Below are 23069 nucleotides of genomic sequence, written 5' to 3' on the forward strand. Positions count from 1 at the left end.
GCATATCGTCCTCGCGCATCAGAGCAGGCCCTCCAGCCAACCGTCGAGCTGCTCGAAGGCATCATTGAAGGTGCGGTCGAGCTGCAGCGGAGTGATCGAGACAAAGCCTTGCATCACCGCATGGAAGTCGGTGCCCGGGCCGCCATCTTCGGCATCACCGGCCACGGCGATCCAGTAGCCTTCCTTGCCGCGCGGGTTGACCACCTTGGTCGGTGCCGCCGCCCGCGCCCGGTGACCGAGGCGGGTCAGCTGGATGCCACGGATGTGCTCCAGCGGCAGGTTGGGGATATTGACGTTGAGTACGGTGCGTGGCGGCAGCACCAGGCGCGACTGTGCCTCGACCAGGCGACGGGCGATGTAGGCCGCCGTCGGCAAGTTGTCCGGCTGGCGCGACAACAGCGAAAACGCCAGCGACGTGCCACCAAGGAAACGGCCTTCCAACGCTGCGGCGACTGTACCGGAGTACAACACGTCATCACCCAGGTTGGCACCGAGGTTGATCCCCGACACCACCATGTCCGGCGCCTGCGGCAACAGCCCATTAAGCCCCAGGTGCACACAGTCGGTCGGTGTGCCGTTGAGGCTGATGAAGCCGTTGGCCAGGGTCTGCGGGTGCAGTGGCCGGTCCAGCGTCAGCGAACTGCTGGCGCCGCTCTTGTCTTGGTCCGGGGCAATCACCGCGCACTCGGCGTAATCCGCCAGCGCAGCGTGCAGCGCGGCGATGCCGGGTGCGGTGACACCGTCGTCGTTCGAAATCAGAATACGCATGGGCTGTCCGTCTGCCCTGCCGACACCAGATCCACGACCTCGCACACCACCACGGTGGCGAAGCATCCGGCCGGCAGGACGAATTCCAGTTGCAGGATATCAGGCTCGGGATAATGCCATGTCAGGCCGCCAATAGGGAGCCGCAAAATACGCCGTTCGTGATCCATGCCCGCCTGGGCCAACCAATGACAAAGTGCCTGTTGCCGCTCGCCCACGGCATTTTCCAGCTGCGCGGTGGCGCCGCCTGCGGGCGAACTGCCCTCGCCCCACATCGGGCCGGTCGGATGCAGGTCGAGAATCGCCAGGCGTGGGTCGGCGCATTCCGCCTCACCGGCCGGGAAGAAGCTACGGCTGTCGGTGAACGCCAGCAAGTCGCCGACCTGGGCCTGCGCCCAGCTACCTTCGGCGACACGTGCAGCCAGCACCTGATTGAACAGGTAGCTGCGCCCGGCCGAAAGCAACCGCGAACGCACGTTACGCTGCTCGGGCAACGCCTTGCGCGCGGCCCAGTCGAGGGCATCATGGACGTTGCCCCCGCCGTGGCCGAAACGCTGGGTGCCGAAATAGTTGGGCACACCGTGCTGCTTGAGCTGTGCCAGGCGGGCATCCACAGCCTGGTGGTCAGCAGCAAGGGCTGTCAGGCGCAGGGTGAAGCCGTTGGCCGAATGCGCGCCGCGCTGCAGCTTGCGTTGGTGGCGCACCTGCTTGAGCACGCGCAGGCTGGCATCTTCAGCACGCGACAGGTCCGGGTCGGCCTTGCCCGGCAGGTGCAGGCTGAACCACTGACGGGTCAGGGCCTGACGGTCCTTGAGCCCGGCGTAGCTGATAGCGCGCGCCGGCACGCCTGCGGCGCGCGCCAGGCGGCGGGCGGCCTCTTCAGTGTTCAAGTCGCGCTTTTCGACCCACAGCCACAGGTGCTCACCCTGGCCGGACAGCGGAATGTCCAGTACTTCGTCAACCTGGAAGTCTTCAGCCACTGCCTTGAGGACGGCGGTGCCCAAGGGTTCGCCCGATGCGCGCGGGCCCAGCAGTTCCTGCTCGGTCATGCTGGCAGCAGCAGGGCGACCGAATGCACGGCAATCCCCTCCTCACGGCCAGTGAAGCCCAGCTTTTCAGTGGTGGTGGCCTTGACGTTGACCTGGTCGCGTTCAACCTGCAGGTCTTCGGCGATCAGCTGGCGCATGGTCTCGATGTGCGGGGCCATCTTCGGCGCCTGGGCGACGATGGTGGCGTCGACATTGCCGACCTTCCAGCCCTTGGCCTTGACGATGCCGACCACATGGCGCAGCAGCACGCGGCTGTCGGCGCCCTTGAATTGTGGGTCGGTGTCGGGGAAGTGCTTGCCGATGTCGCCCAGCGCCGCAGCGCCCAGCAAGGCATCGCTCAGGGCGTGCAGCAGCACGTCGCCGTCGGAATGGGCCAGCAGGCCGTATTTGTGGGGGATACGCACCCCGCCCAGGGTAATGAAATCACCGTCGCAGAACCGGTGCACATCGTAGCCATGGCCAATACGCATAGAAAAACGCCCTGAATGAGTCAGGGCGTGATTCTACCTGCTTTTGCAGCATTGGGGCTGCTTCGCAGCCCATCGCCGGCAAGCCAGTGCCCACCTCGCCCCCATGGCCCTGGAGCCATGCACAGTACCTGTGGGCGCTGGCTTGCCTGCGATGGGGCAAACACCCCAGCTACGCCTTACACCCGCCCCAGTGCCACCGCATGATGGCGCAGGTGATCTTCGATGAAGCTGGCAATGAAGTAGTAGCTGTGGTCATAGCCCGGCTGCAAACGCAGGGTCATTTCATGGCCCCCTTTTCGCGCTGCCTGCTCCAGCGCTTCAGGCTTGAGCTGCTTCTCGAGGAAGTCGTCACGGTCGCCCTGGTCAACCAGCAAGGGCGGGCATTCGCCGGCCGGTGTTTCAGCCAGCAGGATGCTGGCATCCCACTCGCGCCAGCGCGCTCGGTCTTCACCCAGGTAGCGGCTGAAAGCCTTCTCGCCCCAGGGGCAATCCATCGGGTTGCTGATGGGCGAGAACGCCGACACCGAGCGGTAGCGCCCCGGGTTGCGCAAGGCGCACACCAGCGCGCCATGCCCACCCATTGAGTGGCCGCTGATGCTGCGCTCGCCCGAAGCCGGGAAGTGCGCCTCGATCAGCGCCGGCAACTCCTCCACCACATAGTCATGCATGCGGTAATGCTGGGCCCAGGGTTGCTGGGTGGCGTTGAGGTAGAAGCCGGCCCCCAGGCCGAAGTCCCAGGCGCCATCCGGGTCGCCCGGCACCTGTTCGCCACGCGGGCTGGTGTCGGGGGCCACGATGATCAGCCCAAGCTCAGCTGCCATGCGCTGGGCGCCGGCCTTCTGCATGAAGTTCTCGTCGGTGCAGGTGAGGCCGCTAAGCCAGTACAGCACCGGCAGCTTCTCGCCCTGCTCGGCCTGCGGCGGCAAGTACACGGCGAACACCATGTCGCAACCCAGCACCTTGGAGTGATGCCGGTAACGCTTGTGCCAGCCGCCAAAGCTCTTCTGGCAGGAGATGTTATCCAGGCTCATGGCACACCTCAGAAGTGGATCACGCTGCGGATGCTCTTGCCTTCATGCATCAGGTCGAAGGCTTTGTTGATGTCTTCCAGGCCCATGGTATGGGTGATGAAGGTATCCAGCGGAATCTCGCCCTTTTCGGACATTTCCACGTAGCTCGGCAGCTCGCTGCGGCCACGCACGCCGCCGAACGCCGAACCACGCCAGACGCGCCCGGTGACCAGCTGGAACGGACGAGTGGCAATTTCCTGGCCGGCACCGGCTACACCGATGATGACCGACTCGCCCCAGCCCTTGTGGCAGCATTCCAGAGCAGCGCGCATCAGTTGCACGTTGCCGATGCACTCGAAGGAGAAGTCCACGCCACCGTCGGTGAGGTCGACGATCACTTCCTGGATCGGGCGGTCGTAGTCTTTCGGGTTGATACAGTCGGTGGCACCCAGTTGGCGGGCAATCTCGAACTTGGCCGGGTTGATGTCGATGGCGATGATGCGCGCGGCCTTGGCCTTGACCGCACCGATCACCGCCGACAGGCCGATGCCGCCCAGGCCGAAGATGGCCACGGTGTCACCCGGCTTGACCTTGGCGGTGTTGAGCACCGCGCCGATACCGGTGGTGACGCCACAGCCCAGCAGGCAGACTTTTTCCAGTGGGGCTTCTTTCTGGATCTTGGCCACGGAGATTTCCGGCAGCACGGTGTACTCGGAGAAGGTCGAGGTGCCCATGTAGTGGAACAGCTGCTGGCCCTTGTACGAGAAGCGCGTGGTGCCGTCCGGCATCAGGCCCTTGCCCTGGGTAGCACGGATGGCCTGGCACAGGTTGGTCTTGCCCGACAGGCAGAACTTGCACTTGCCGCATTCCGGGGTGTACAGCGGGATCACGTGGTCGCCGACGGCCACCGAGGTCACGCCCTCGCCTACCGCTTCGACGATCGCGCCGCCTTCGTGGCCGAGGATCGACGGGAAGATGCCTTCCGGGTCAGCACCCGACAGGGTGTAGGCATCAGTGTGGCAGACACCACTGGCGACCACACGCAGCAGCACTTCCCCGGCCTTGGGCATGGCCACGTCGACTTCGACGATTTCCAAGGGTTTTTTGGCTTCGAAGGCTACAGCAGCACGGGACTTGATCATCAAAGGTCTCCAAATAGAGGGGCGATTCAGTCTCACAGTGTAATTCACCGCCTTTTGATGAATAATCCGGCCAAAGACAAAACATTATTGCCACACAGGGATAATCCATGAGCAGCCGCTGGGAAGGCATCGACGAATTTGTCGCGGTGGCAGAATCGGGCCAGTTCACTGCAGCCGCCGAACGCCTGGGGGTTTCGTCGTCGCACATCAGCCGGCAAATCGCCCGTCTGGAAGAGCGCCTGCAGACCCGCCTGCTGTATCGCAGCACGCGCCGGGTAACCCTGAGCGAGGCCGGGCAGACCTTTCTGCAGCATTGCCAGCGTTTGCAGGATGGCCGCGAAGAAGCCCTGCGCGCCATGGGCGACCTGGCCAGCGAGCCCAAGGGCTTGCTGCGCATGACCTGCGCGGTAGCCTACGGCGAGCGCTTCATCGTGCCGCTGGTGACACGGTTCATGGCGCTGTACCCCCAGTTGCGGGTGGATGTGGAACTGAGCAACCACACACTCGACCTGCTGCATGAAGGCATGGACCTGGCCATTCGCCTGGGCCGCCTTGCCGACTCTCGGCTAGTGGCCACTCGCCTGGCGCCGCGACGCATGTACCTGTGCGCCTCGCCGGCCTACCTGGAGCGTTACGGCCGGCCGCACAGCCTGTCGGAACTGGCGCGGCACAATTGCCTGGTGGGCAGTTCGGACTTGTGGGCGCTGCAGCAGGACGGCCGCGAGATCAGCCAGCGAATACAGGGCAACTGGCGCTGCAACAGTGGCCAGGCGGTGCTGGATGCGGCGCTGCAAGGGATAGGGTTGTGTCAGTTGCCGGATTACTACGTGCTGGAGCACCTGAACAGCGGTGCGCTGGTGTCTTTGCTGGAGGCGCACCAGCCGCCGAATACGGCGGTGTGGGCGCTGTATCCGCAGCAGCGGCACCTGTCACCGAAGGTGCGGCGACTGGTGGATTACCTGAAGGAAGGGTTGGCGGGGTTGCCGGAATATCGCGGGATCTGATGGCAAAGGGGGCCGCAGAGCGGACCCGGCGATTTCAGCGCCTACCCGCCCAGCGTTGGCGCAACCATTCCAGGTCTTCGGGCCGGGTCACCTTGATATTGTCACTGCGCCCTTCCACCAGCCGCGGCGCCTGGCCGGACCATTCGATGGCAGAAGCCTCATCGGTCACCACCACATCCGACACCAGGCACTCGGCCAGCGCCCGGTGCAACGCCCCCAGGCGGAACATCTGCGGGGTATACGCCTGCCAGATGGTACTGCGGTCCACGGTAGCGCTCACCCGGCCATTGCTGTCGGCACGCTTGAGGGTGTCACGCGCCGGCACCGCCAGCAGGCCACCCACCGGGTCGTCCGCCAGCTCCGACAACAACTTGTCCAGGTCGCTGCGCGCAAGGTTTGGCCGCGCGGCATCGTGCACCAGCACCCAGTCGCTGTCCGAGGCCCCCTGGGCATGCAGTAACAGCAAAGCGTTGAGCACCGAGTCGGCGCGCTCACGCCCGCCCGCCGCGCGCTGGATGCGCGAGTCGCTGGCACAACACAGGGCCGGCCAGTACGGGTCATCTTCAGCAAGGCTGACCACCACGCCGTTGAGCGCCGGGTGGCCAAGAAAACAGTCGAGGCTGTGCTCGAGCAGGGTCCGCCCGGCCAGCTCCAGGTATTGCTTGGGGCGGTCGGCAGCCATGCGGGCACCTACGCCCGCAGCAGGAATCACGGCCCAGAAGGCCGGCAACGTATCGATCATTTCTGTGGCAACTGGAAGAGGGTTTCGCCCTCTTTGACCATTCCCAATTCGTGGCGAGCCCGCTCTTCAACGGTCTCCATGCCTTTTTTCAGCTCCAGCACTTCGGCATCGAGCACACGGTTACGCTCGAGCAGGCGCTCGTTCTCGGCATGCTGCTCGGCAATCTGCTGCTTCAGCTCGGTCACTTGCGCCAGGCTGCCACTACCCACCCACAGGCGGTACTGCAGGCCACCCAGCAGCAGGAGCAGGACGAGGAACAACCAATAAGGACTGCGCATCTAGGTATCCAGGTTAAAAAGACCGCCGCACACTATGCATTTCGGGGTCTCAAATAGCACGAAGCCTGGCCGAGGCCAGGCTTCGTAGACAGAAACCCGTTGGAACGCAGTAAAGTTCAGTAAGAACGTTCCTACAGCTCCGGCTGCTGTCTTTTTACCATCTCTTGCTTAGCCGCGAAACTCGGCACGACCACGGTAAACCGCTTTGGCACCCAGCTGCTCTTCGATGCGCAGCAGTTGGTTGTACTTGGAAACGCGATCGGAACGGCACAGCGAACCGGTCTTGATCTGACCGGCAGCGGTACCCACGGCCAGGTCGGCAATGGTCGAATCTTCGGTTTCACCGGAACGGTGCGAGATCACCGCGGTGTAGCCCGCAGCCTTGGCCATCTGGATGGCTTCCAGGGTTTCGGTCAGCGAGCCGATCTGGTTGAACTTGATCAGGATCGAGTTACCGATGCCCTTCTCGATGCCTTCTTTGAGGATCTTGGTATTGGTCACGAACAGGTCGTCGCCAACCAGCTGTACCTTCTCGCCGATCTTGTCAGTGAGGATCTTCCAGCCAGCCCAGTCGGACTCGTCCAGGCCGTCTTCGATCGAGATGATCGGGAAGCGCTCGGTCAGGCCTTTCAGGTACTCGGCGAAGCCTTCGGCATCGAACGACTTGCCTTCACCAGACAGGTTGTACTTGCCGTCTTCGTAGAATTCGGAAGCCGCGCAGTCCAGGGCCAGGGTCACATCGGTGCCCAGCTTGTAGCCGGCCTTTTCAACGGCTTCAGCGATAGCGCCCAGGGCGTCTTCGTTGGATGCCAGGTTAGGGGCGAAGCCACCTTCATCACCTACGGCGGTGTTCAGGCCACGGGCCTTCAGCACGGCTTTGAGGTGGTGGAAGATTTCGGTACCCATGCGCAGGCCGTCGGAGAAGGTCTTGGCGCCAACCGGCTGAACCATGAACTCCTGGATATCGACGTTGTTGTCGGCGTGCTCGCCACCGTTGATGATGTTCATCATCGGAACCGGCATCGAGTACTGGCCTGGGGTGCCGTTCAGGTTGGCGATATGCGCGTACAGCGGCAGGTCCTGGTCCTGGGCAGCGGCCTTGGCGGCAGCCAGGGAAACAGCCAGGATGGCGTTGGCGCCCAGCTTGGCCTTGTTCTCGGTACCGTCCAGTTCGATCATGGCGCGGTCCAGGGCCTTCTGGTCGGAAGGGTCCTTGCCCAGCAGCAGCTCACGGATCGGGCCGTTGATGTTGCCGACGGCCTTAAGCACGCCCTTGCCCAGGTAACGGCTCTTGTCGCCATCACGCAGCTCCAGCGCTTCGCGCGAGCCGGTGGAAGCACCGGACGGCGCGCAAGCGCTGCCGATGATGCCGTTGTCGAGCAGTACATCGGCTTCCACGGTGGGGTTGCCACGCGAATCGAGAACTTCACGACCTTTGATGTCGACGATTTTTGCCATTGTTGTAAGCACTCCAGAATTGACGAAAACAACCTAGCTTAAGAAATTCTTGCCGTTCACCAGGCGGGTTTGCAGTGGGCAGGCCGGGTGAAGGGAGCCCCTGACCGATTGGTCAGGGGTGGATCGGGCGCTACTTTACCCGAGAAATGAGCTTTACGCGGTTTCTACCGTCGGAAAACTTTTTACCAGGTCATCCAGTTGCTTGAGCTGGGCCAGGAATGGCTCCAGTTTGTCCAGGCGCAGGGCGCATGGGCCATCGCACTTGGCGTTGTCCGGGTCGGGGTGGGCTTCAAGGAACAGGCCGGCCAGCCCCTGGCTCATGCCTGCCTTGGCCAGGTCGGTGACCTGGGCGCGACGGCCGCCGGCGGAATCGCTACGGCCGCCCGGCATCTGCAGGGCGTGGGTCACGTCAAAGAATACCGGATACTCGAACTGCTTCATGATGCCGAAGCCGAGCATGTCCACCACCAGGTTGTTGTAGCCGAAGCTAGAACCGCGCTCGCAGAGGATCAACTGGTCGTTACCGGCCTCTTCGCACTTGGCCAGGATATGTTTCATTTCCTGGGGTGCGAGGAACTGGGCTTTCTTGATGTTGATCACCGCGCCGGTCTTGGCCATGGCAACCACCAGGTCGGTCTGCCGCGACAGGAAGGCCGGCAGCTGGATGATGTCGCATACCTTGGCAACAGGCTCGGCCTGGTAAGGCTCGTGCACATCGGTGATCACCGGCACGTTGAAGGTGCGCTTGATCTCTTCGAAGATCTTCAGCCCTTCTTCCATGCCCGGACCACGGTAGGACGTTACCGACGAACGGTTGGCCTTGTCGAAACTCGCCTTGAACACGTACGGGATACCGAGCTTCTCGGTCACCCGCACGTACTCTTCGCAGACCTTCATTGCCAGGTCACGGGACTCCAGGACGTTCATGCCGCCGAACAGGACGAACGGCTTGTCGTTGGCGATCTCGATGTTACCGACGCGAATGATCTTCTGGGTCATTGATCAGGCCTTGTTCTTCTGAGCCAGGGCTGCCTTGACGAAACCACTGAACAGCGGGTGGCCGTCACGCGGGGTGGAGGTGAATTCCGGGTGGAACTGGCAGGCGACGAACCATGGGTGGTCCTTGGACTCGACCACTTCCACCAGCGCACCGTCTTCGGAACGACCGGAAACCACCAGGCCAGCATCGACCAGTTGCGGCAGCAGGTTGTTGTTCACTTCGTAGCGGTGACGGTGACGCTCGGTGATCACGTCCTTGTTGTAGCAGTCGTGCACCTTGGAGCCGGCGGCCAGTTGGCAATCCTGTGCGCCCAGGCGCATGGTGCCGCCCAGGTCGGAAGCCTCGGTACGGGTTTCGACGGCGCCGGTGGCATCTGCCCACTCGGTGATCAGGCCGACCACCGGGTGGCCGCTGTTGCGGTCGAATTCGGTGGAGTTGGCGTCTTTCCAGCCCATCACGTTACGGGCAAACTCGATCACGGCCACCTGCATGCCCAGGCAGATGCCCAGGTACGGTACTTTGTTCTCACGGGCATACTGCACCGCGGTGATCTTGCCTTCCACGCCACGCAGGCCGAAACCGCCCGGCACCAGAATGGCGTCGGCGCCCTCGAGCAGGCTGGTACCCTGGTTCTCGATGTCTTCCGAGTCGATATAGCGCAGGTTTACCTTGGTGCGGTTGGTGATGCCGGCGTGGCTCATCGCTTCGATCAGCGACTTGTACGCATCCAGCAGCTCCATGTACTTGCCGACCATGGCGATGGTCACTTCATGCTCCGGGTTGAGCTTGGCATCGACCACTTTGTCCCACTCGGACAGGTCGGCACCATTGCACTGCAAGCCGAAACGTTCGACGACGAAGTCGTCCAGGCCCTGAGCGTGCAGCACGCCCGGGATCTTGTAGATGGTGTCGACATCTTCCAGCGAAATTACCGCACGCTCTTCAACGTTGGTGAACAGCGCAATCTTGCGACGCGACGAGGCATCGACCGGGTGGTCGGAGCGGCAGATCAGCACGTCAGGCTGCAAGCCGATGGAGCGCAGCTCCTTGACCGAGTGCTGGGTCGGCTTGGTCTTGGTTTCGCCAGCGGTGGCGATGTACGGGACCAGGGTCAGGTGCATCAGCATGGCGCGCTTGGAGCCCACTTCGACGCGCAGCTGGCGGATCGCCTCAAGGAACGGCTGCGACTCGATGTCACCCACGGTACCGCCGATTTCCACCAGGGCCACGTCGGCATCGCCGGCACCCTTGATGATACGACGCTTGATTTCGTCGGTGATGTGCGGAATGACCTGGATGGTCGCGCCCAGATAGTCACCACGACGCTCTTTACGCAGCACGTGCTCGTAAATGCGACCGGTGGTGAAGTTGTTGTTCTGGGTCATGGTGGTGCGGATGAACCGCTCGTAGTGGCCCAGGTCGAGGTCAGTCTCGGCGCCATCCTGGGTGACGAACACTTCCCCGTGCTGGAACGGGCTCATGGTGCCCGGGTCGACGTTGATGTACGGATCCAGCTTGAGCATGGTGACCTTCAGGCCCCGCGCTTCCAGGATGGCCGCCAGGGAAGCCGAGGCAATGCCTTTCCCCAATGAAGAAACAACACCGCCCGTGACGAATATGTAGCGCGTCATGAAAAACCCTAGAAGTCTGCGTTAAGGCGGCCAGCGCCGCCGGAGAAAGCGAAGGAAGGCCGAAGCCCCCGATCACCTGCGTCAATCACAGTGCATCTCGAAAAACTGTCGCGTCTGTACAGACCAGGGGTATCCCCGGCATGGAGCTCGCTCGTCATTTCCAGAATTCAGCCCAGCAAAAAACTGCTTGGTAATCGGCAACCCCTGTGTTTTCGCGGAAGCCACAGAAGTTGTATCAAGAAGGGAGGGTAGTCTACCGGAATGTACCCTTCATCTCAAACCTTGCGCGCTGGTCGGCAACTGCCAATGCAGCTGGCAATCCGCCTGCACCAGCCCGGGCAGGTTGGCCACCGCCAGCAGGCGCCCGCCCTGATAGAGCAATGGCAGGCGCGGACGCAGGAAATGCGGCACCTGCTGCTCATTGAGCAGGCGCTTGAGGTCGCGCTGGCCGCGCCCTGGGACCTCCAGCCTTTCGCCGCCCTGGCGGTAGGCAATGCGCAGGCCAGCCAGCGGCCCGGCGACATCAAGACGCACCCTGCCGTTTCCTGGCAGCACCAGGGCAGCAGCTGAATTGAGCCAGGCTAGTTCGCCGACAGGCTGCTGCAACCAGTCGCCGCTCAGCCACCAGATGCGACCTTGGCTGCGCACCAGCTCCCCATCGGCAAGCCGCCAGACGGGCTGGGCATCGGCGGCGGCATCGCGCAGGTCGCCCCAGCCAGCCCAATGCCGGGCGTCGGGCAGACGGGTGCGCCGGCTCAGCCAATATTGAACGGCATTACGCTGACGGGCCGGCGACAGCGTCACCAGGGCGGCCAGGTCGAGGGATTCCAGTCCCGACCAGGCAAGGGGCGCGCCTTCTTGCGCAGCCGCCAGGTCGCTCTGGGCCAGTTCGTCCAGCAGGCCCAGCGCTTCACCCAGGTGCTCGGCGGCACGAGCGAAGTTCTGGCCGGCCTGCGGCCAACGTTGCTGCAAGTGCGGGAACACCTCGCCACGCAGGTAGTTGCGGGCAAATTGTGTGTCGCTATTCGAAGGGTCTTCAATCCATGCAAGCCCGTTCACCCGGGCATAGTCATGCAGTTGCTGGCGTGAACAACCCAGCAACGGCCTGATCAGGCTGCCCTGCCCTAGCGCCCGCTGCGCAGGCATCGCCGCCAGGCCACGCAGGCCGGCGCCGCGCAACAGGCGGAACAACAGCGTTTCAGCCTGGTCGTCGCGGTGCTGCCCGGTAAACAGCATGTCGCCTGGGCCCAAGGCTTGCTCGAAAGCGGCATAGCGAGCGTTGCGGGCAGCCTGTTCGAGGCTGGCGCCGGGAGTGACCTGGACGTGAATGACCTGAAGTTCGATGCCAAAGTTGTCGCAGATGGCTTGGCAGTGGGCAGGCCAGGCGTCGGCCGCGGCTTGCAGGCCGTGGTGGATATGGATGGCGCGCAGCGGGGGGGAAGCGTGGTTGCGGGCGTGGGTGGCTAGCAGGTGCAGGAGGACGGTGGAGTCGAGACCACCGGAGAAGGCTATGTACCAGGTGGGGGCTTGCAGCCAGGGGGTGAGGTTGATCATGAGGGCCTCACATGGCTTGAGATTGCCGGCGAATGGGCCGCAGAGCGGCCCCTTGGGTATGTCAGAGGCCGTAGCTCATCAGGCGCTCGTAACGGCGAGCCAGCAGCGCGTCGTTGTCCAGCTTGCCGAGCATGTCCAGCTGCTGTATCAGGTCAGCGCGGATGCTTTCCGACACTTTCACCGGGTCACGATGGGCGCCGCCCAACGGCTCCTGGATGACCTTGTCGACGATGTTCAGGCTCTTCAGGCGCTCGGCAGTGATGCCCATTGCCTCGGCTGCGTCGCACGCCTTGTCGGCAGTCTTCCAGAGGATCGAAGCGCAACCTTCCGGCGAGATCACCGAGTAGGTGGAGTATTGCAGCATGTTCAGCTGGTCGCACACGCCGATCGCCAGTGCACCGCCAGACCCGCCCTCACCGATCACGGTGGCGATGATCGGGGTTTTCAGGCGCGCCATCACGCGCAGGTTCCAGGCGATTGCCTCGCTCTGGTTGCGCTCTTCGGCGTCGATGCCCGGGTAGGCACCCGGGGTGTCGATGAAGGTCAGGATCGGCATCTTGAAGCGCTCGGCCATTTCCATCAGGCGGCACGCCTTGCGGTAGCCCTCCGGGCGCGGCATGCCGAAGTTGCGGCGTACCTTTTCGCGCACTTCACGGCCCTTCTGGTGGCCGATGACCATGACCGGCTTGCCATCCAGGCGCGCGGTACCACCTACGATGGCGGCGTCGTCGGAGAAGTGGCGGTCACCGTGCAGCTCTTCGAACTCGGTGAAGATGTGCTCCAGGTAGTCCAGGGTGTAAGGACGACGCGGGTGACGTGCCAGGCGGGCGATCTGCCAGCTGGTCAGGTTGCCGAAGATGCTTTCGGTCAGTGTGTTGCTCTTGTCTTGCAGACGGGCAATTTCATCGCTGATGTTCAGCGAATTGTCGTTGCCTACCAGGCGCAGGCCTTCGATCTTGGCTTGCAGGTCGGCAATCGGCTGTTCGAAATCGAGAAAATTCGGGTTCATAGTCATCCGTCTTGGGTCTACGGCCAGGCGGCCGGCCGGTTGATCCGTTTGGCGCCATACCTTAAGGGATCAGGCGCATTCAGGTCGAGATTAAATTTTTGGTCGGTTCAACGATATTGCAGGAAGACGTTCTCACGCCCGAACTGGTCACGCAGCGCCTGAATCAGCCCGTCGGCCGGGTCGATCGACCACTGCTCACCGAACTGCAGCATGGCCTTGGCGTCGCTGCCGGTGTACTCCAGGGTAATCGGGCAAGCACCGCGATGGCGCGTGATCAGCTCGCCCAGCCACTTCAGCCGGTCGCCTTTCAGCGCCTCGTGTGCCACCTTCAGGCGCAGGCTCTCGGCCAGCTTGGTGCGCGCATCTTCCATGGTCATCACCTGCTTCACCCGCAGGCGCAGGCCACCCGAAAAGTCATCGTTGCTGACCTCGCCTTCGACAACCACCATGGCATCGGCCTGCAGCAAAGACTGTGCCGCCATGAAGGAATCAGCGAACAGGGAGGCCTCGATGCGGCCGGAACGGTCATCCAGGGTGACGAAGCCCATCTTGTCGCCCTTCTTGTTCTTCATCACCCGCAGGGCAATGATCATGCCGGCGATAGTCTGGGTCTCGCGCGACGGCTTGAGGTCAATGATGCGCTGACGGGCGAAGCGGCGGATCTCTGCCTCGTACTCGTCGATCGGGTGACCGGTGAGGTACAGGCCCAAGGTGTCCTTCTCGCCCTTCAGGCGCTCCTTGAGGGTGAGCTCGCGCACCTTGCGGTGATTGGCATAGACATCGACTTGCGCTTCATCGAACATGCTGCCAAACAGGTCGACATGGCCACTGTCCGCCGTATGGGCTGCCTGCTCGGCTGCCTTGATGGCTTCGCCCAGCGCCGAGAGCAAAGTTGCACGGTTGATGTCGATGTTGGCCTGGTAGGCCTTGATCTCGTCATGGAAGTGCGGGCCCAGGCGGTCCAGTGCGCCGCTGCGCACCAGGGCATCCAGGGTGCGCTTGTTCACCCGCTTGAGGTCGATGCGTTCACAGAAATCGAACAGGTCCTTGAACGGCCCGCCTTGGGCGCGGGCCTCGACAATGGCCTCCACCGGGCCTTCGCCGACGCCTTTGATCGCGCCCAGACCGTAGACGATTCGGCCGTCGTTGTTGACGGTGAACTTGAAGTCGGAGAAGTTCACGTCGGGCGCGTCGAGGCGCAACTTCATGCTGCGGACTTCTTCTACCAGCACAACCACCTTGTCGGTGTTATGCATATCCGCCGACAGCACGGCAGCCATGAACGGCGCCGGGAAGTGGGTTTTCAGCCAGGCCGTCTGGTAGGACACCAGGCCATAGGCGGCGGAGTGGGATTTGTTGAAGCCATACCCCGCAAACTTTTCCACCAGATCAAAGATGTTACCGGCCAGGTCGGCATCGATGCCGTTGTTGGCGCAACCTTCGATGAAACCACCACGCTGCTTGGCCATTTCCTCGGGCTTTTTCTTACCCATGGCCCGGCGCAGCATGTCCGCACCACCGAGGGTGTAGCCCGCCATCACCTGGGCGATCTGCATCACCTGTTCCTGGTACAGGATGATGCCATAGGTAGGCGCCAGCACCGGCTGCAGGCCTTCATACTGGTAATCCGGGTGCGGATAGGCCAGCTCGGCACGGCCGTGCTTACGGTTGATGAAGTCGTCCACCATGCCCGACTGCAACGGGCCCGGGCGGAACAGCGCCACCAGTGCGATAAGGTCCTCGAGGCAGTCGGGTTTGAGCTTCTTGATCAGCTCCTTCATGCCCCGGGATTCAAGCTGGAACACCGCCGTTGTTTCTGCTTTTTGCAGCAACTCGTACGTCTTGCGGTCATCCAGCGGGATGAAGTCGATGTTCAGATCGGGCAGGTTCTTCTTGGCCTGCTCGCGGTTGATGATCTCCATCGCCCACTTGATGATGGTCAGGGTACGCAGGCCGAGGAAGTCGAACTTGACCAGGCCGGCGGCCTCGACGTCGTCCTTGTCGAACTGGGTGACCAGGCCGCCGCCCTCTTCATCACAGGCGATCGGCGAAAAATCGGTGAGCTTGGTCGGCGCGATAACCACACCACCGGCGTGCTTGCCGGTACCCCGGGTGACGCCTTCCAGCTTCAGCGCCATGTCCCAGATTTCGCGGGCGTCCTCGTCACCCTTGAGGAAGTCGCGCAGGATTTCTTCCTGCTCGTAGGCCTTCTCCAGGGTCATGCCCACTTCGAACGGGATCATCTTGGACAGGCGGTCGGCCAGGCCGTAGGACTTGCCCTGCACCCGCGCCACGTCACGCACCACCGCCTTGGCGGCCATGGTGCCAAAGGTGATGATCTGGCTGACCGCATTGCGCCCGTAGGCATCGGCCACATATTCGATCACCCGGTCCCGGCCGTCCATGCAGAAGTCGACGTCAAAGTCGGGCATGGAAACACGTTCAGGGTTGAGGAAGCGCTCGAAGAGCAAGTCGTAGGCCAGCGGGTCGAGGTCGGTGATCTTCAGCACGTAGGCCACCAGCGAGCCTGCACCCGAACCACGGCCAGGTCCCACCGGCACGCCGTTGTTCTTGGCCCACTTGATGAAGTCCATCACGATCAGGAAGTAACCGGGGAAGCCCATCTGGATAATGATATCCAGCTCGAATTTCAGGCGGTCCAGGTACACCTGGCGCTTCTCTTCGTAATTGGGCGTGGTCTCTTTGGGCCACAGTACCGCCAGGCGCTCTTCCAGGCCTTCGTGGGAAACGTGACGCAGGTAATCGTCGATGCCCATGCCGTTCGGCGTAGGAAAGTCGGGCAGGAAGTGTTTGCCCAGTTGCACCTGGATGTTGCAGCGCTTGGCGATCTCGACGGTGTTGGCGATGGCATCGGGCAAGTCGCTGAACAGCTCGGCCATTTCCTCGGCCGATTTCAGGTACTGCTGGTCACTGTAGCCACGCGGGCGGCGCGGGTCATCAAGGGTCCAGCCTTCACCAATGCACACGCGGGTTTCGTGGGCGTCGAAGTCCGCTTGCTTGATGAAACGCACGTCGTTGGTGGCCACCAGCGGGGCACCAAGCTTGTCGGCCAGCGCCACCGCCGCGTGCACGTATTCCTCGTCGCGAGCGCGGTTGGTGCGCTGTACTTCAACGTAGAAGCGCTCGGGGAACATGCCCATCCAGTCTTGCAGCAAGGCCTGGGCTTCTTCGTCCCGGCCGGACAACAAGGCCATGCCGATATCGCCTTCCTTGCCCGCTGAAAGGGCAATCAGGCCCTCGCTGGCAGGGGCGATCCAGTCCCGCTGAAGAATGACCAGGCCGTTACGCTGGCCTTCGGTCCAGCCGCGCGAGATCAACTCGGTGAGGTTGCGGTAACCCTTGGGGTCCATGGCCAGGAAGCAGATGCGCGACAGCGGGGCTTCCGGGTCGGCACCGGCCAGCCACAGGTCGGCACCACAGATCGGCTTGATGCCCGCGCCCATGGCAGTCTTGTAGAACTTCACCAGCGAGCACATGTTGCTCTGGTCGGTGATCGCCACCGCCGGCATGTTCATCCCGGCCAGCGCCTTGGCCAGCGGTTTGATCCGCACCAGGCCGTCGACCAGCGAGAATTCGGAGTGGACGCGCAGGTGAACGAAGGGAACCGACATGGAAGATCCTGTAGCAGTGCTTAACGACAAGGGCGGGATTGTAGCTCAAATGGGGAAGAGATTTGGGGCTGCTTGCACCCTCCCTGCAGGAGCAGCCTTGTGCTGCGAAGAGGCCAGTACCGGCGTAGCAACTGCATTTACCTGACTGGCCCTTTCGCAGCACAAGGCTGCTCCTACAAGAGCGAAAGGGCCGCGAAGGGCCCTGGCAGGTCAGATCAGGGAATGGGTGACGCCTTCGCGTGCTTCCCAGGCCGCCCGCACCGGGGCAAAGGAACGCCGATGAATGGGCGTAGGCCCCAACCGCGCCAACGCCTCAAGGTGCACCGGGGTCGGGTACCCCTTGTGCCCACCAATGCCATACCCGGGGTAGATCAGCTCGAACGCGCTCATCTCACGGTCACGGCTGACCTTGGCCAGGATCGAGGCAGCCGCAATAGCCGGCACCTGGCTATCGCCTTTGACCACCGGCGACGCCGGAACGGCCAGCTTCGGGCAGCGGTTGCCATCGATCAGGGCCAGTTTCGGCGTAATGTGCAGGCCTTCCACCGCGCGCTGCATGGCCAGCATTGTGGCCTGCAGGATGTTCAAGCGGTCGATTTCTTCGACCTCGGCACGGGCGATGCAGAAGCTCAGGGCCTTTTCACAGATCTCGTCGAACAACGCCTCACGCTTGGCTTCGGTGAGTTTCTTCGAGTCGTTCAGGCCGAGGATCGGGCGCGCCGGATCAAGGATTACCGCCGCCGTTACCACCGCACCGCACAGCGGGCCGCGGCCGACTTCGTCGACGCCGGCGACCAGGTCCTCGACCAGGTTGAAGTCCAGTCCAATTTGCATGTCAGCGGTCCTTGAGCAAGGCCAGTACCGCCTCGGCCGCCTGGTTGGAGGCGTCACGGCGCAGGGTGCGGTGAATTTCGTCGAAACGTTCGGTCTGCTGGCTGCCATCGCGCACCAGCGGCGCGAGGGTGTTGGCCAGGGCATCGCTGGTGGCGGCGTCCTGCAACAGTTCAGGCACCAGTTCGCGCTGGGCGAGCAGGTTCGGCAATGACACGTAAGGGCTCTTGACCAGGCGCTTGAGGATCCAGTAGGTCAAGGGCGCCAAACGGTAGGCTACCACCATGGGGCGCTTGTACAGCAACGCTTCGAGGGTGGCGGTACCCGAGGCGATCAAGACCGCATCACAGGCTGCCAGCGCCTGGTGCGACTGGCCATCGAGCAGGGTCAGCGGCAGTACCCGGCCTTCGAGCATGTGTTCAACCTGGGCACGACGCGCGGCGTTGGCGCAGGGCAGCACGAAGTGCACGCCCGGTACCTGCTGCTGCAGACGCTCGGCAGCGTCAAGGAACAACGCCCCAAGGCGCCCTACTTCGCCGCCCCGGCTGCCGGGCATCAGCGCAACCACCGGGCCCGCGCCCAGGCCAAGCGCAGCACGTGCTGCAAGGCGGTCGGCTTGCAGCGGTATGGTGTCGGCCAGCGGATGACCGACAAAACGCACCGGCACGCCCTGCTCTTCATAGAACCGCGCCTCGAACGGCAGCAGCGTCAGCATCAGGTCGCAGCCTTCGCGAATTTTCAGCACGCGCTTCTGCCGCCAAGCCCAGACCGACGGGCTGACGTAATGCACGGTCTTGATCCCGACCTGACGCAGTTTCAGTTCGATGTTGAGGGTGAAGTCAGGGGCGTCAATGCCGATGAAGACATCGGGCTTTGCGTCGATCAGTGTCTGGATCAGCAGCTTGCGGCGCTTGAGCAGCTCGCGCAGGCGCCCCAGCACTTCGACCAGGCCCATGACCGCCAGGCGCTCCATGGGGAAGTACGATTGCAGGCCTTCGGCTTCCATCAAAGGGCCGCCAACGCCAATGAAACGTACATCGGGGTGGCGCGCCTTGAGGGCACGCATCAAGCCTGAACCAAGGATATCGCCGCTGGCCTCACCCGCGACCAAGGCTACGCAAAGCGGGGCCATGTCAGCGGGTGATGCCGCGGGCGGAGTTCACGATCGACTGACGGAACAGTTCGACCTCAGGGTGCTTCGCAGCCATCTCGGCCAGTTCCTTGAGCGCGTCTTCGACGGTCAGGCTCTGACGATAGACAATCTTGTAACAACGACGCAGTACGTGAATCACCTCGTCGCTGAAACCGCGGCGGCGCATGCCCTCGAAGTTCATGCTGCGGGCTTCGGCCGGGCTGCCGAACACGGTGACGAAGGCCGGGACGTCCTTGCCGATTGCCGTGCCCATGCCGGAAAACGCGTGGGCACCGATATGACAATACTGATGCACCAGGGTGTAGCCGGACAGGATCGCCCAGTCCCCCACATGCACATGGCCTGCCAGGGCCGTGTTATTGACCAGGATGCAGTGGTTGCCGATGACGCTGTCGTGGCCGATGTGGGCATAAGCCATGATCAGGTTATGGTCGCCCACGGTGGTTTCCGCACGGTCCTGAACGGTGCCGCGGTGAATGGTCACCCCTTCGCGGAACACATTGTGATCACCGATCACCAGGCGCGTCGGCTCCCCCTTGTACTTGAGGTCCGGGGTATCTTCGCCGATGGAGGAAAACTGAAAGATACGGTTGTGCTTGCCGATACGGGTCGGCCCTTTGAGCACAACATGCGGGCCGATAACGGTACCCTCCCCGATTTCCACATCGGGGCCAACGATCGACCAAGGGCCGACCTCGACACCATCGGCCAGCTTGGCCGACGGATCGATAATGGCCCGAGGATCAATCGAATTCATAGGGAGCGTTCCGCGCATGTGATCTGTGCCGAGCAAACCGGCTTGCCGTCCACCAGCGCGCGGCATTCGAATTTCCAGATCATGCTCTTGCGGCTCAGGAACTTGGCTTCCAGCACCAACTGGTCACCCGGCAGTACCGGCTGACGGAAACGCAGCTTGTCGGAACCGACGAAGTAATACAGCGTGCCATCAGCCGGCTTGGCATCGAGCATCTTGAAACCGAGGATGCCTGCCGCCTGGGCCATGGCTTCGATGATCAAAACGCCCGGCATGATCGGGTGCGCCGGGAAATGGCCGTTGAAGAACGGCTCGTTGATGCTGACATTCTTGTAGGCACGAATGCTCTGGGCCTCGAAGTCCAGATCCGTCACCCGGTCCACCAGCAGGAACGGGTAACGGTGAGGCAGGTATTCGCGAATCTCGTTGATGTCCATCATTTCGGGGGGGAAGCCTGTAATAAGAATAGGGAGCGCAGGTGCTGAACACACGCTCCTTTAGCAATCCAAAGAGGAGCCAGCTAGCGACTGTTCACTCTTGCTCAGGGAATGGTATCAGCCTTCTGATGTCGGCAGGCCACCTGAGGTCACGGTATCGACGCGTTTTTCCAGCTGCTGGAGGCGCTTGGCCATGTCATCAAGCTGGCGGATACGCGCAGCGCTCTTGCGCCAGTCAGCCAAAGGCTGCATGGCAGTGCCGGATGAATAGGAACCGGGTTCAGTGATCGAACGGGTTACCATTGTCATCCCGGAAATAAATACGTTATCGCAAATATCAATGTGCCCTACCAGGCCCACGCCCCCGGCCAGCATGCAATGCTTGCCGATACGCGTACTGCCGGAAATGCCCACACAAGCGGCCATGGCCGTATGGTCACCAATCTGCACGTTGTGGGCGATCTGGATCTGGTTGTCGAGCTTGACCCCGTCACCGATCCGCGTGTCGGACAGCGCACCACGGTCGACGGCAGTATTGACGCCGATTTCCACGTCATCACCAATGGTGACGCCACCGATCTGGGCGATCTTGCGCCAGATACCCTTCTCATTGGCAAAGCCGAAGCCCTCGCCGCCGATCACAGCACCCGACTGGATGACCACGCGCTTGCCGATGACGACGTCGTGATACAACGTAACACGCGGCGCTAGCCAGCCCCCTTCACCTACAACGCAACGTGCACCGACGAAGCAATGCGCGCCGATGCTGACATCAGCCTCGATGCGCGCACCGCTTTCGATCACCGCGAACGGGCCGATGCTGGCGCTGGCGTCCACCTGCGCGTCCCCAGCCACCACGGCGCTGGGATGGATTCCCGCCACAGCCTTGGGTTTGGGGTCGAACAGGTGGGAAATACGCGCATACGCCTGGTACGGGTCGGCCACAATCAGGGCATTGCCAGCGAAGCTTTCGGCATCCGCAGCCTTGAGCAATACCGCACCCGCCTGGCAGTTATCCAGGTACTTGCGGTACTGCGGGTTGGCGAGGAAGCTCAATTGACCGGGGCCAGCCTCCTGCAAGGTGGCCAGCCCGGTAATCTGCAATGCCTCGGGCCCCTTGAGGGTGGCACCGAGGGCCTCGGCCAGCTGGCCTAGCGTCATGGTCACACTCATATCAACGGGCTTGGTTCATGCGCTCGATGACCTGGCGGGTGATGTCGTACTGAGGCTTGACATCGATGACCGCGCCACGCTCGAGGACCAGGTCGAAACCGCCTTTCTTGATCACTTCCTCGACAGCGCCATCCAGCTTCGGCTTCAGTTGCTTGAGCATGTCGCGATCAGCAACGGCCTTGGCTTCGTTCAGCTCCTTGGACTGGAACTGGAAGTCACGGGCCTTTTGCTTGAACTCGAGCTCCAGGCGCTCACGCTCCTGCTGCTGCATCTTGTCACCGCCTTTGATCAGGCGGTCCTGGATGCCCTTGGCGCTGCTTTCCAGGCTTTTCAGCTTGGTCAGTTGCGGGCCGAACTTCTTCTCGGCATCAACCGCGTATTTCTTGGCGGCATCCGACTCGAGCAGTGCCATCTGATAGTTCAGGACGGCAACCTTCATTTCGGCGAATGCCGGGGTGGCGACCAGCGCCGCGGCCACTACGGCCAGTTGAGCCAATTTACGCACGATGCACTCCTGGATAAACCGTTGTCGTTAAGCAAGGGCCGACCTTAGAAGGTCTGGCCCAGAGAGAATTGGAACACCTGGGTATCGGCATCGTCCGGCTTCTTGACCGGCATTGCCAGGCTGAAGCTCAACGGGCCCAGTGCGGTAATCCAGGTCACACCCAGGCCGACCGAACTGGCCATGCCCGAGAAGCCGACCTTTTCGCAATCAGGCTTGTTGCCGCAGTTGGTGTCGAACACGTTACCCACGTCCCAGAACACGGAGGTGCGCAGCGAACGCTGGTCCTTGACGAACGGCAGCGGGAACAGCAGCTCGACACCGCCCTGTACCAGCACGTTGCCACCGAACGGCAGCGGATCCTGATCCGGGTCACGGATAGTACCGTCTCGTGTACCGTCACTTGGCGTACTGCGCGGGCCCAGGCTGCTGTCCTTGAAGCCGCGCACGGAGTTGAAGCCACCTGCGAAGTAGTTCTCGTAGAACGGCAGGCCCGAAGTGCTGCCATAACCATCACCATAGCCCAGCTCGGTGTGCAGGCGCAGGGTGTAGTCGTTGTTGATCGGCTGGAACAACTGGCCACGGTAGTCCAGCTTGAAGAACGACAAGTCGCTGCCAGGAATGGTGGATTCCAGGGTCAGGCTTTGCGAGTGACCACGGGTGGCCAGCACGCCTTTGTTCAGCGTCGACTCGGACCAGCCAATCGATGCCTTGAAGTTCAGGAAGTTTTCGCCCTCCTGATCGAGGAAGTCGAAGATCTCGTCAACGGTGTACTTGCCAGTCTTGATCTTGTCCTGCTGCACGCTCAGCCCGTATGTCAGGCGCGAGGTCTCGCTGATCGGGTAGCCCAGGCTGACGCCTGCACCCAGGCTGTCCACTGCGTAGCTTGCCACGTCGACGTCGAGGTCGTCGTAGTTGGTGCTGCGGTAGAAGGCGTTGTAACCCAGGCTGACGCCATCGGCAGTGAAGTAGGGGTCCACGAAGCCGAAGTTGTAGCGGGTCTGGTATTCCGAGCGGGTCAGGCCGATGGACACCTTGTTACCGGTACCGAGGAAGTTGCTCTGGCTGATCGAACCCCCGAGGATCAGGCCGGCGCTCTGGGCGAAACCGACGCTGGCGGTGATCGAGCCGGAGGCTTGCTCTTCGACGCTGTAGTTGACGTCGACCTGGTCGTCAGTACCTGGTACTGGCGGGGTCTCGACGTTGACTTCCTTGAAGAAGCCCAGGCGCTCCAGACGGGTCTTGGACTGGTCGATCAGGTAGGTCGAAGCCCAGCCACCTTCCATCTGGCGCATTTCGCGGCGCAGCACTTCGTCTTCGGTCTTGGTGTTGCCGCGGTAGTTGATGCGGTTGACGTAGGCACGCTTGCCCGGGTCGACCACGAACATGATGTCGACCGTGTGGTCCTGGTCGTTGGGCTGCGGCACGCCGTTGACGTTGGCGAAGGTGTAGCCTTCGTTACCCAGGCGGCGGGT

General features: G+C 62.5%; 21 protein-coding genes. 1 reads left to right on the plus strand and 20 read right to left on the minus strand.

The features are described from left to right. Positions 1-18: 18 nt before the first annotated feature. From surE to AC07XM_RS19620, 5 genes are all read right to left on the minus strand, one after another. Positions 19-768: a 5'/3'-nucleotidase SurE gene (gene surE, locus AC07XM_RS19600; RefSeq protein WP_016485231.1), complete on the minus strand. Its 750-nt coding sequence runs from the start codon at positions 766-768 to the stop codon at positions 19-21. Next, positions 756-1814 carry a tRNA pseudouridine(13) synthase TruD gene (gene truD / locus AC07XM_RS19605; protein ID WP_102689722.1) on the minus strand — a complete coding sequence of 353 codons (1059 nt, stop codon included), beginning with the start codon at positions 1812-1814 and terminating at the stop codon, positions 756-758. The genes surE and truD overlap by 13 nt, the downstream gene beginning before the upstream one ends. Further along, complete coding sequence (gene ispF / locus AC07XM_RS19610; RefSeq protein WP_016485229.1) at positions 1811-2284, minus strand: 2-C-methyl-D-erythritol 2,4-cyclodiphosphate synthase; 474 nt, start codon at positions 2282-2284, stop codon at positions 1811-1813. Before ispF ends, truD begins: the two co-directional genes overlap by 4 nt. 176 nt (positions 2285-2460) lie before the next feature. Then, positions 2461-3315, minus strand: coding sequence for an S-formylglutathione hydrolase (gene fghA, locus AC07XM_RS19615; RefSeq protein ID WP_023048355.1), 855 nt, complete (start codon positions 3313-3315; stop codon positions 2461-2463). A gap of 8 nt (positions 3316-3323) precedes the next feature. Then, positions 3324-4436, minus strand: coding sequence for an S-(hydroxymethyl)glutathione dehydrogenase/class III alcohol dehydrogenase (locus AC07XM_RS19620; RefSeq protein ID WP_016485227.1), 1113 nt, complete (start codon positions 4434-4436; stop codon positions 3324-3326). A 107-nt stretch (positions 4437-4543) separates the two neighbouring features. On the opposite strand from AC07XM_RS19620, the gene AC07XM_RS19625 reads away from it, so the two are divergent. Further along, positions 4544-5440, plus strand: a complete 897-nt coding sequence (locus tag AC07XM_RS19625; RefSeq protein WP_023048356.1) for a LysR substrate-binding domain-containing protein — start codon at positions 4544-4546, stop codon at positions 5438-5440. 34 nt (positions 5441-5474) lie between these two features. Here AC07XM_RS19625 and ispD read toward each other — a convergent pair whose 3' ends face one another. The 15 genes from ispD to bamA all read right to left on the minus strand — a co-directional run. Continuing rightward, positions 5475-6182 carry a 2-C-methyl-D-erythritol 4-phosphate cytidylyltransferase gene (gene ispD, locus AC07XM_RS19630; protein WP_016485225.1) on the minus strand — a complete coding sequence of 236 codons (708 nt, stop codon included), beginning with the start codon at positions 6180-6182 and terminating at the stop codon, positions 5475-5477. Further along, positions 6179-6460 carry a cell division protein FtsB gene (gene ftsB / locus AC07XM_RS19635; RefSeq protein ID WP_016485224.1) on the minus strand — a complete coding sequence of 94 codons (282 nt, stop codon included), beginning with the start codon at positions 6458-6460 and terminating at the stop codon, positions 6179-6181. Before ftsB ends, ispD begins: the two co-directional genes overlap by 4 nt. 168 nt (positions 6461-6628) lie before the next feature. Then, a complete protein-coding gene (gene eno, locus AC07XM_RS19640; RefSeq protein ID WP_016485223.1) occupies positions 6629-7918 on the minus strand; it encodes a phosphopyruvate hydratase in 1290 nt (429 codons plus the stop codon). 153 nt (positions 7919-8071) lie between these two features. Then, positions 8072-8917: a 3-deoxy-8-phosphooctulonate synthase gene (gene kdsA / locus AC07XM_RS19645; RefSeq protein WP_012270852.1), complete on the minus strand. Its 846-nt coding sequence runs from the start codon at positions 8915-8917 to the stop codon at positions 8072-8074. 3 nt (positions 8918-8920) lie between these two features. Next, entirely contained in the window at positions 8921-10549 is a 1629-nt protein-coding gene (gene pyrG, locus AC07XM_RS19650; protein ID WP_016485222.1) for a CTP synthase, read from the minus strand. 270 nt (positions 10550-10819) lie between these two features. Further along, a complete protein-coding gene (gene tilS / locus AC07XM_RS19655; RefSeq protein ID WP_016485221.1) occupies positions 10820-12103 on the minus strand; it encodes a tRNA lysidine(34) synthetase TilS in 1284 nt (427 codons plus the stop codon). Between the two features lie 61 nt (positions 12104-12164). After that, a complete protein-coding gene (gene accA / locus AC07XM_RS19660; protein ID WP_024717683.1) occupies positions 12165-13112 on the minus strand; it encodes an acetyl-CoA carboxylase carboxyl transferase subunit alpha in 948 nt (315 codons plus the stop codon). Between the two features lie 107 nt (positions 13113-13219). After that, the gene (dnaE, locus tag AC07XM_RS19665; protein WP_016485219.1) at positions 13220-16744 is read right to left on the minus strand and encodes a DNA polymerase III subunit alpha; all 3525 of its coding nucleotides are present in this window, start codon (positions 16742-16744) and stop codon (positions 13220-13222) included. Positions 16745-16954: 210 nt separating this feature from the next. Next, a complete protein-coding gene (gene rnhB, locus AC07XM_RS19670; RefSeq protein ID WP_095117284.1) occupies positions 16955-17578 on the minus strand; it encodes a ribonuclease HII in 624 nt (207 codons plus the stop codon). Position 17579: 1 nt separating this feature from the next. Next, positions 17580-18707: a lipid-A-disaccharide synthase gene (gene lpxB, locus AC07XM_RS19675; protein WP_023048360.1), complete on the minus strand. Its 1128-nt coding sequence runs from the start codon at positions 18705-18707 to the stop codon at positions 17580-17582. A gap of 1 nt (position 18708) precedes the next feature. After that, the gene (gene lpxA, locus AC07XM_RS19680) at positions 18709-19485 is read right to left on the minus strand and encodes an acyl-ACP--UDP-N-acetylglucosamine O-acyltransferase (RefSeq protein ID WP_016485216.1); all 777 of its coding nucleotides are present in this window, start codon (positions 19483-19485) and stop codon (positions 18709-18711) included. After that, the gene (fabZ, locus tag AC07XM_RS19685) at positions 19482-19922 is read right to left on the minus strand and encodes a 3-hydroxyacyl-ACP dehydratase FabZ (RefSeq protein WP_008094893.1); all 441 of its coding nucleotides are present in this window, start codon (positions 19920-19922) and stop codon (positions 19482-19484) included. Before fabZ ends, lpxA begins: the two co-directional genes overlap by 4 nt. Before the next feature lie 114 nt (positions 19923-20036). Beyond that, positions 20037-21092, minus strand: coding sequence for a UDP-3-O-(3-hydroxymyristoyl)glucosamine N-acyltransferase (lpxD, locus tag AC07XM_RS19690; protein ID WP_016485215.1), 1056 nt, complete (start codon positions 21090-21092; stop codon positions 20037-20039). 1 nt (position 21093) lies between these two features. After that, positions 21094-21597, minus strand: a complete 504-nt coding sequence (locus tag AC07XM_RS19695) for an OmpH/Skp family outer membrane protein (protein WP_012270843.1) — start codon at positions 21595-21597, stop codon at positions 21094-21096. 44 nt (positions 21598-21641) lie between these two features. Further along, positions 21642-23069 (minus strand): outer membrane protein assembly factor BamA (bamA, locus tag AC07XM_RS19700; protein WP_495045272.1); only part of this gene is annotated, 1428 nt, incomplete at its 5' end.

This window comes from Pseudomonas sp. GW460-LB5, from assembly GCF_059423245.1.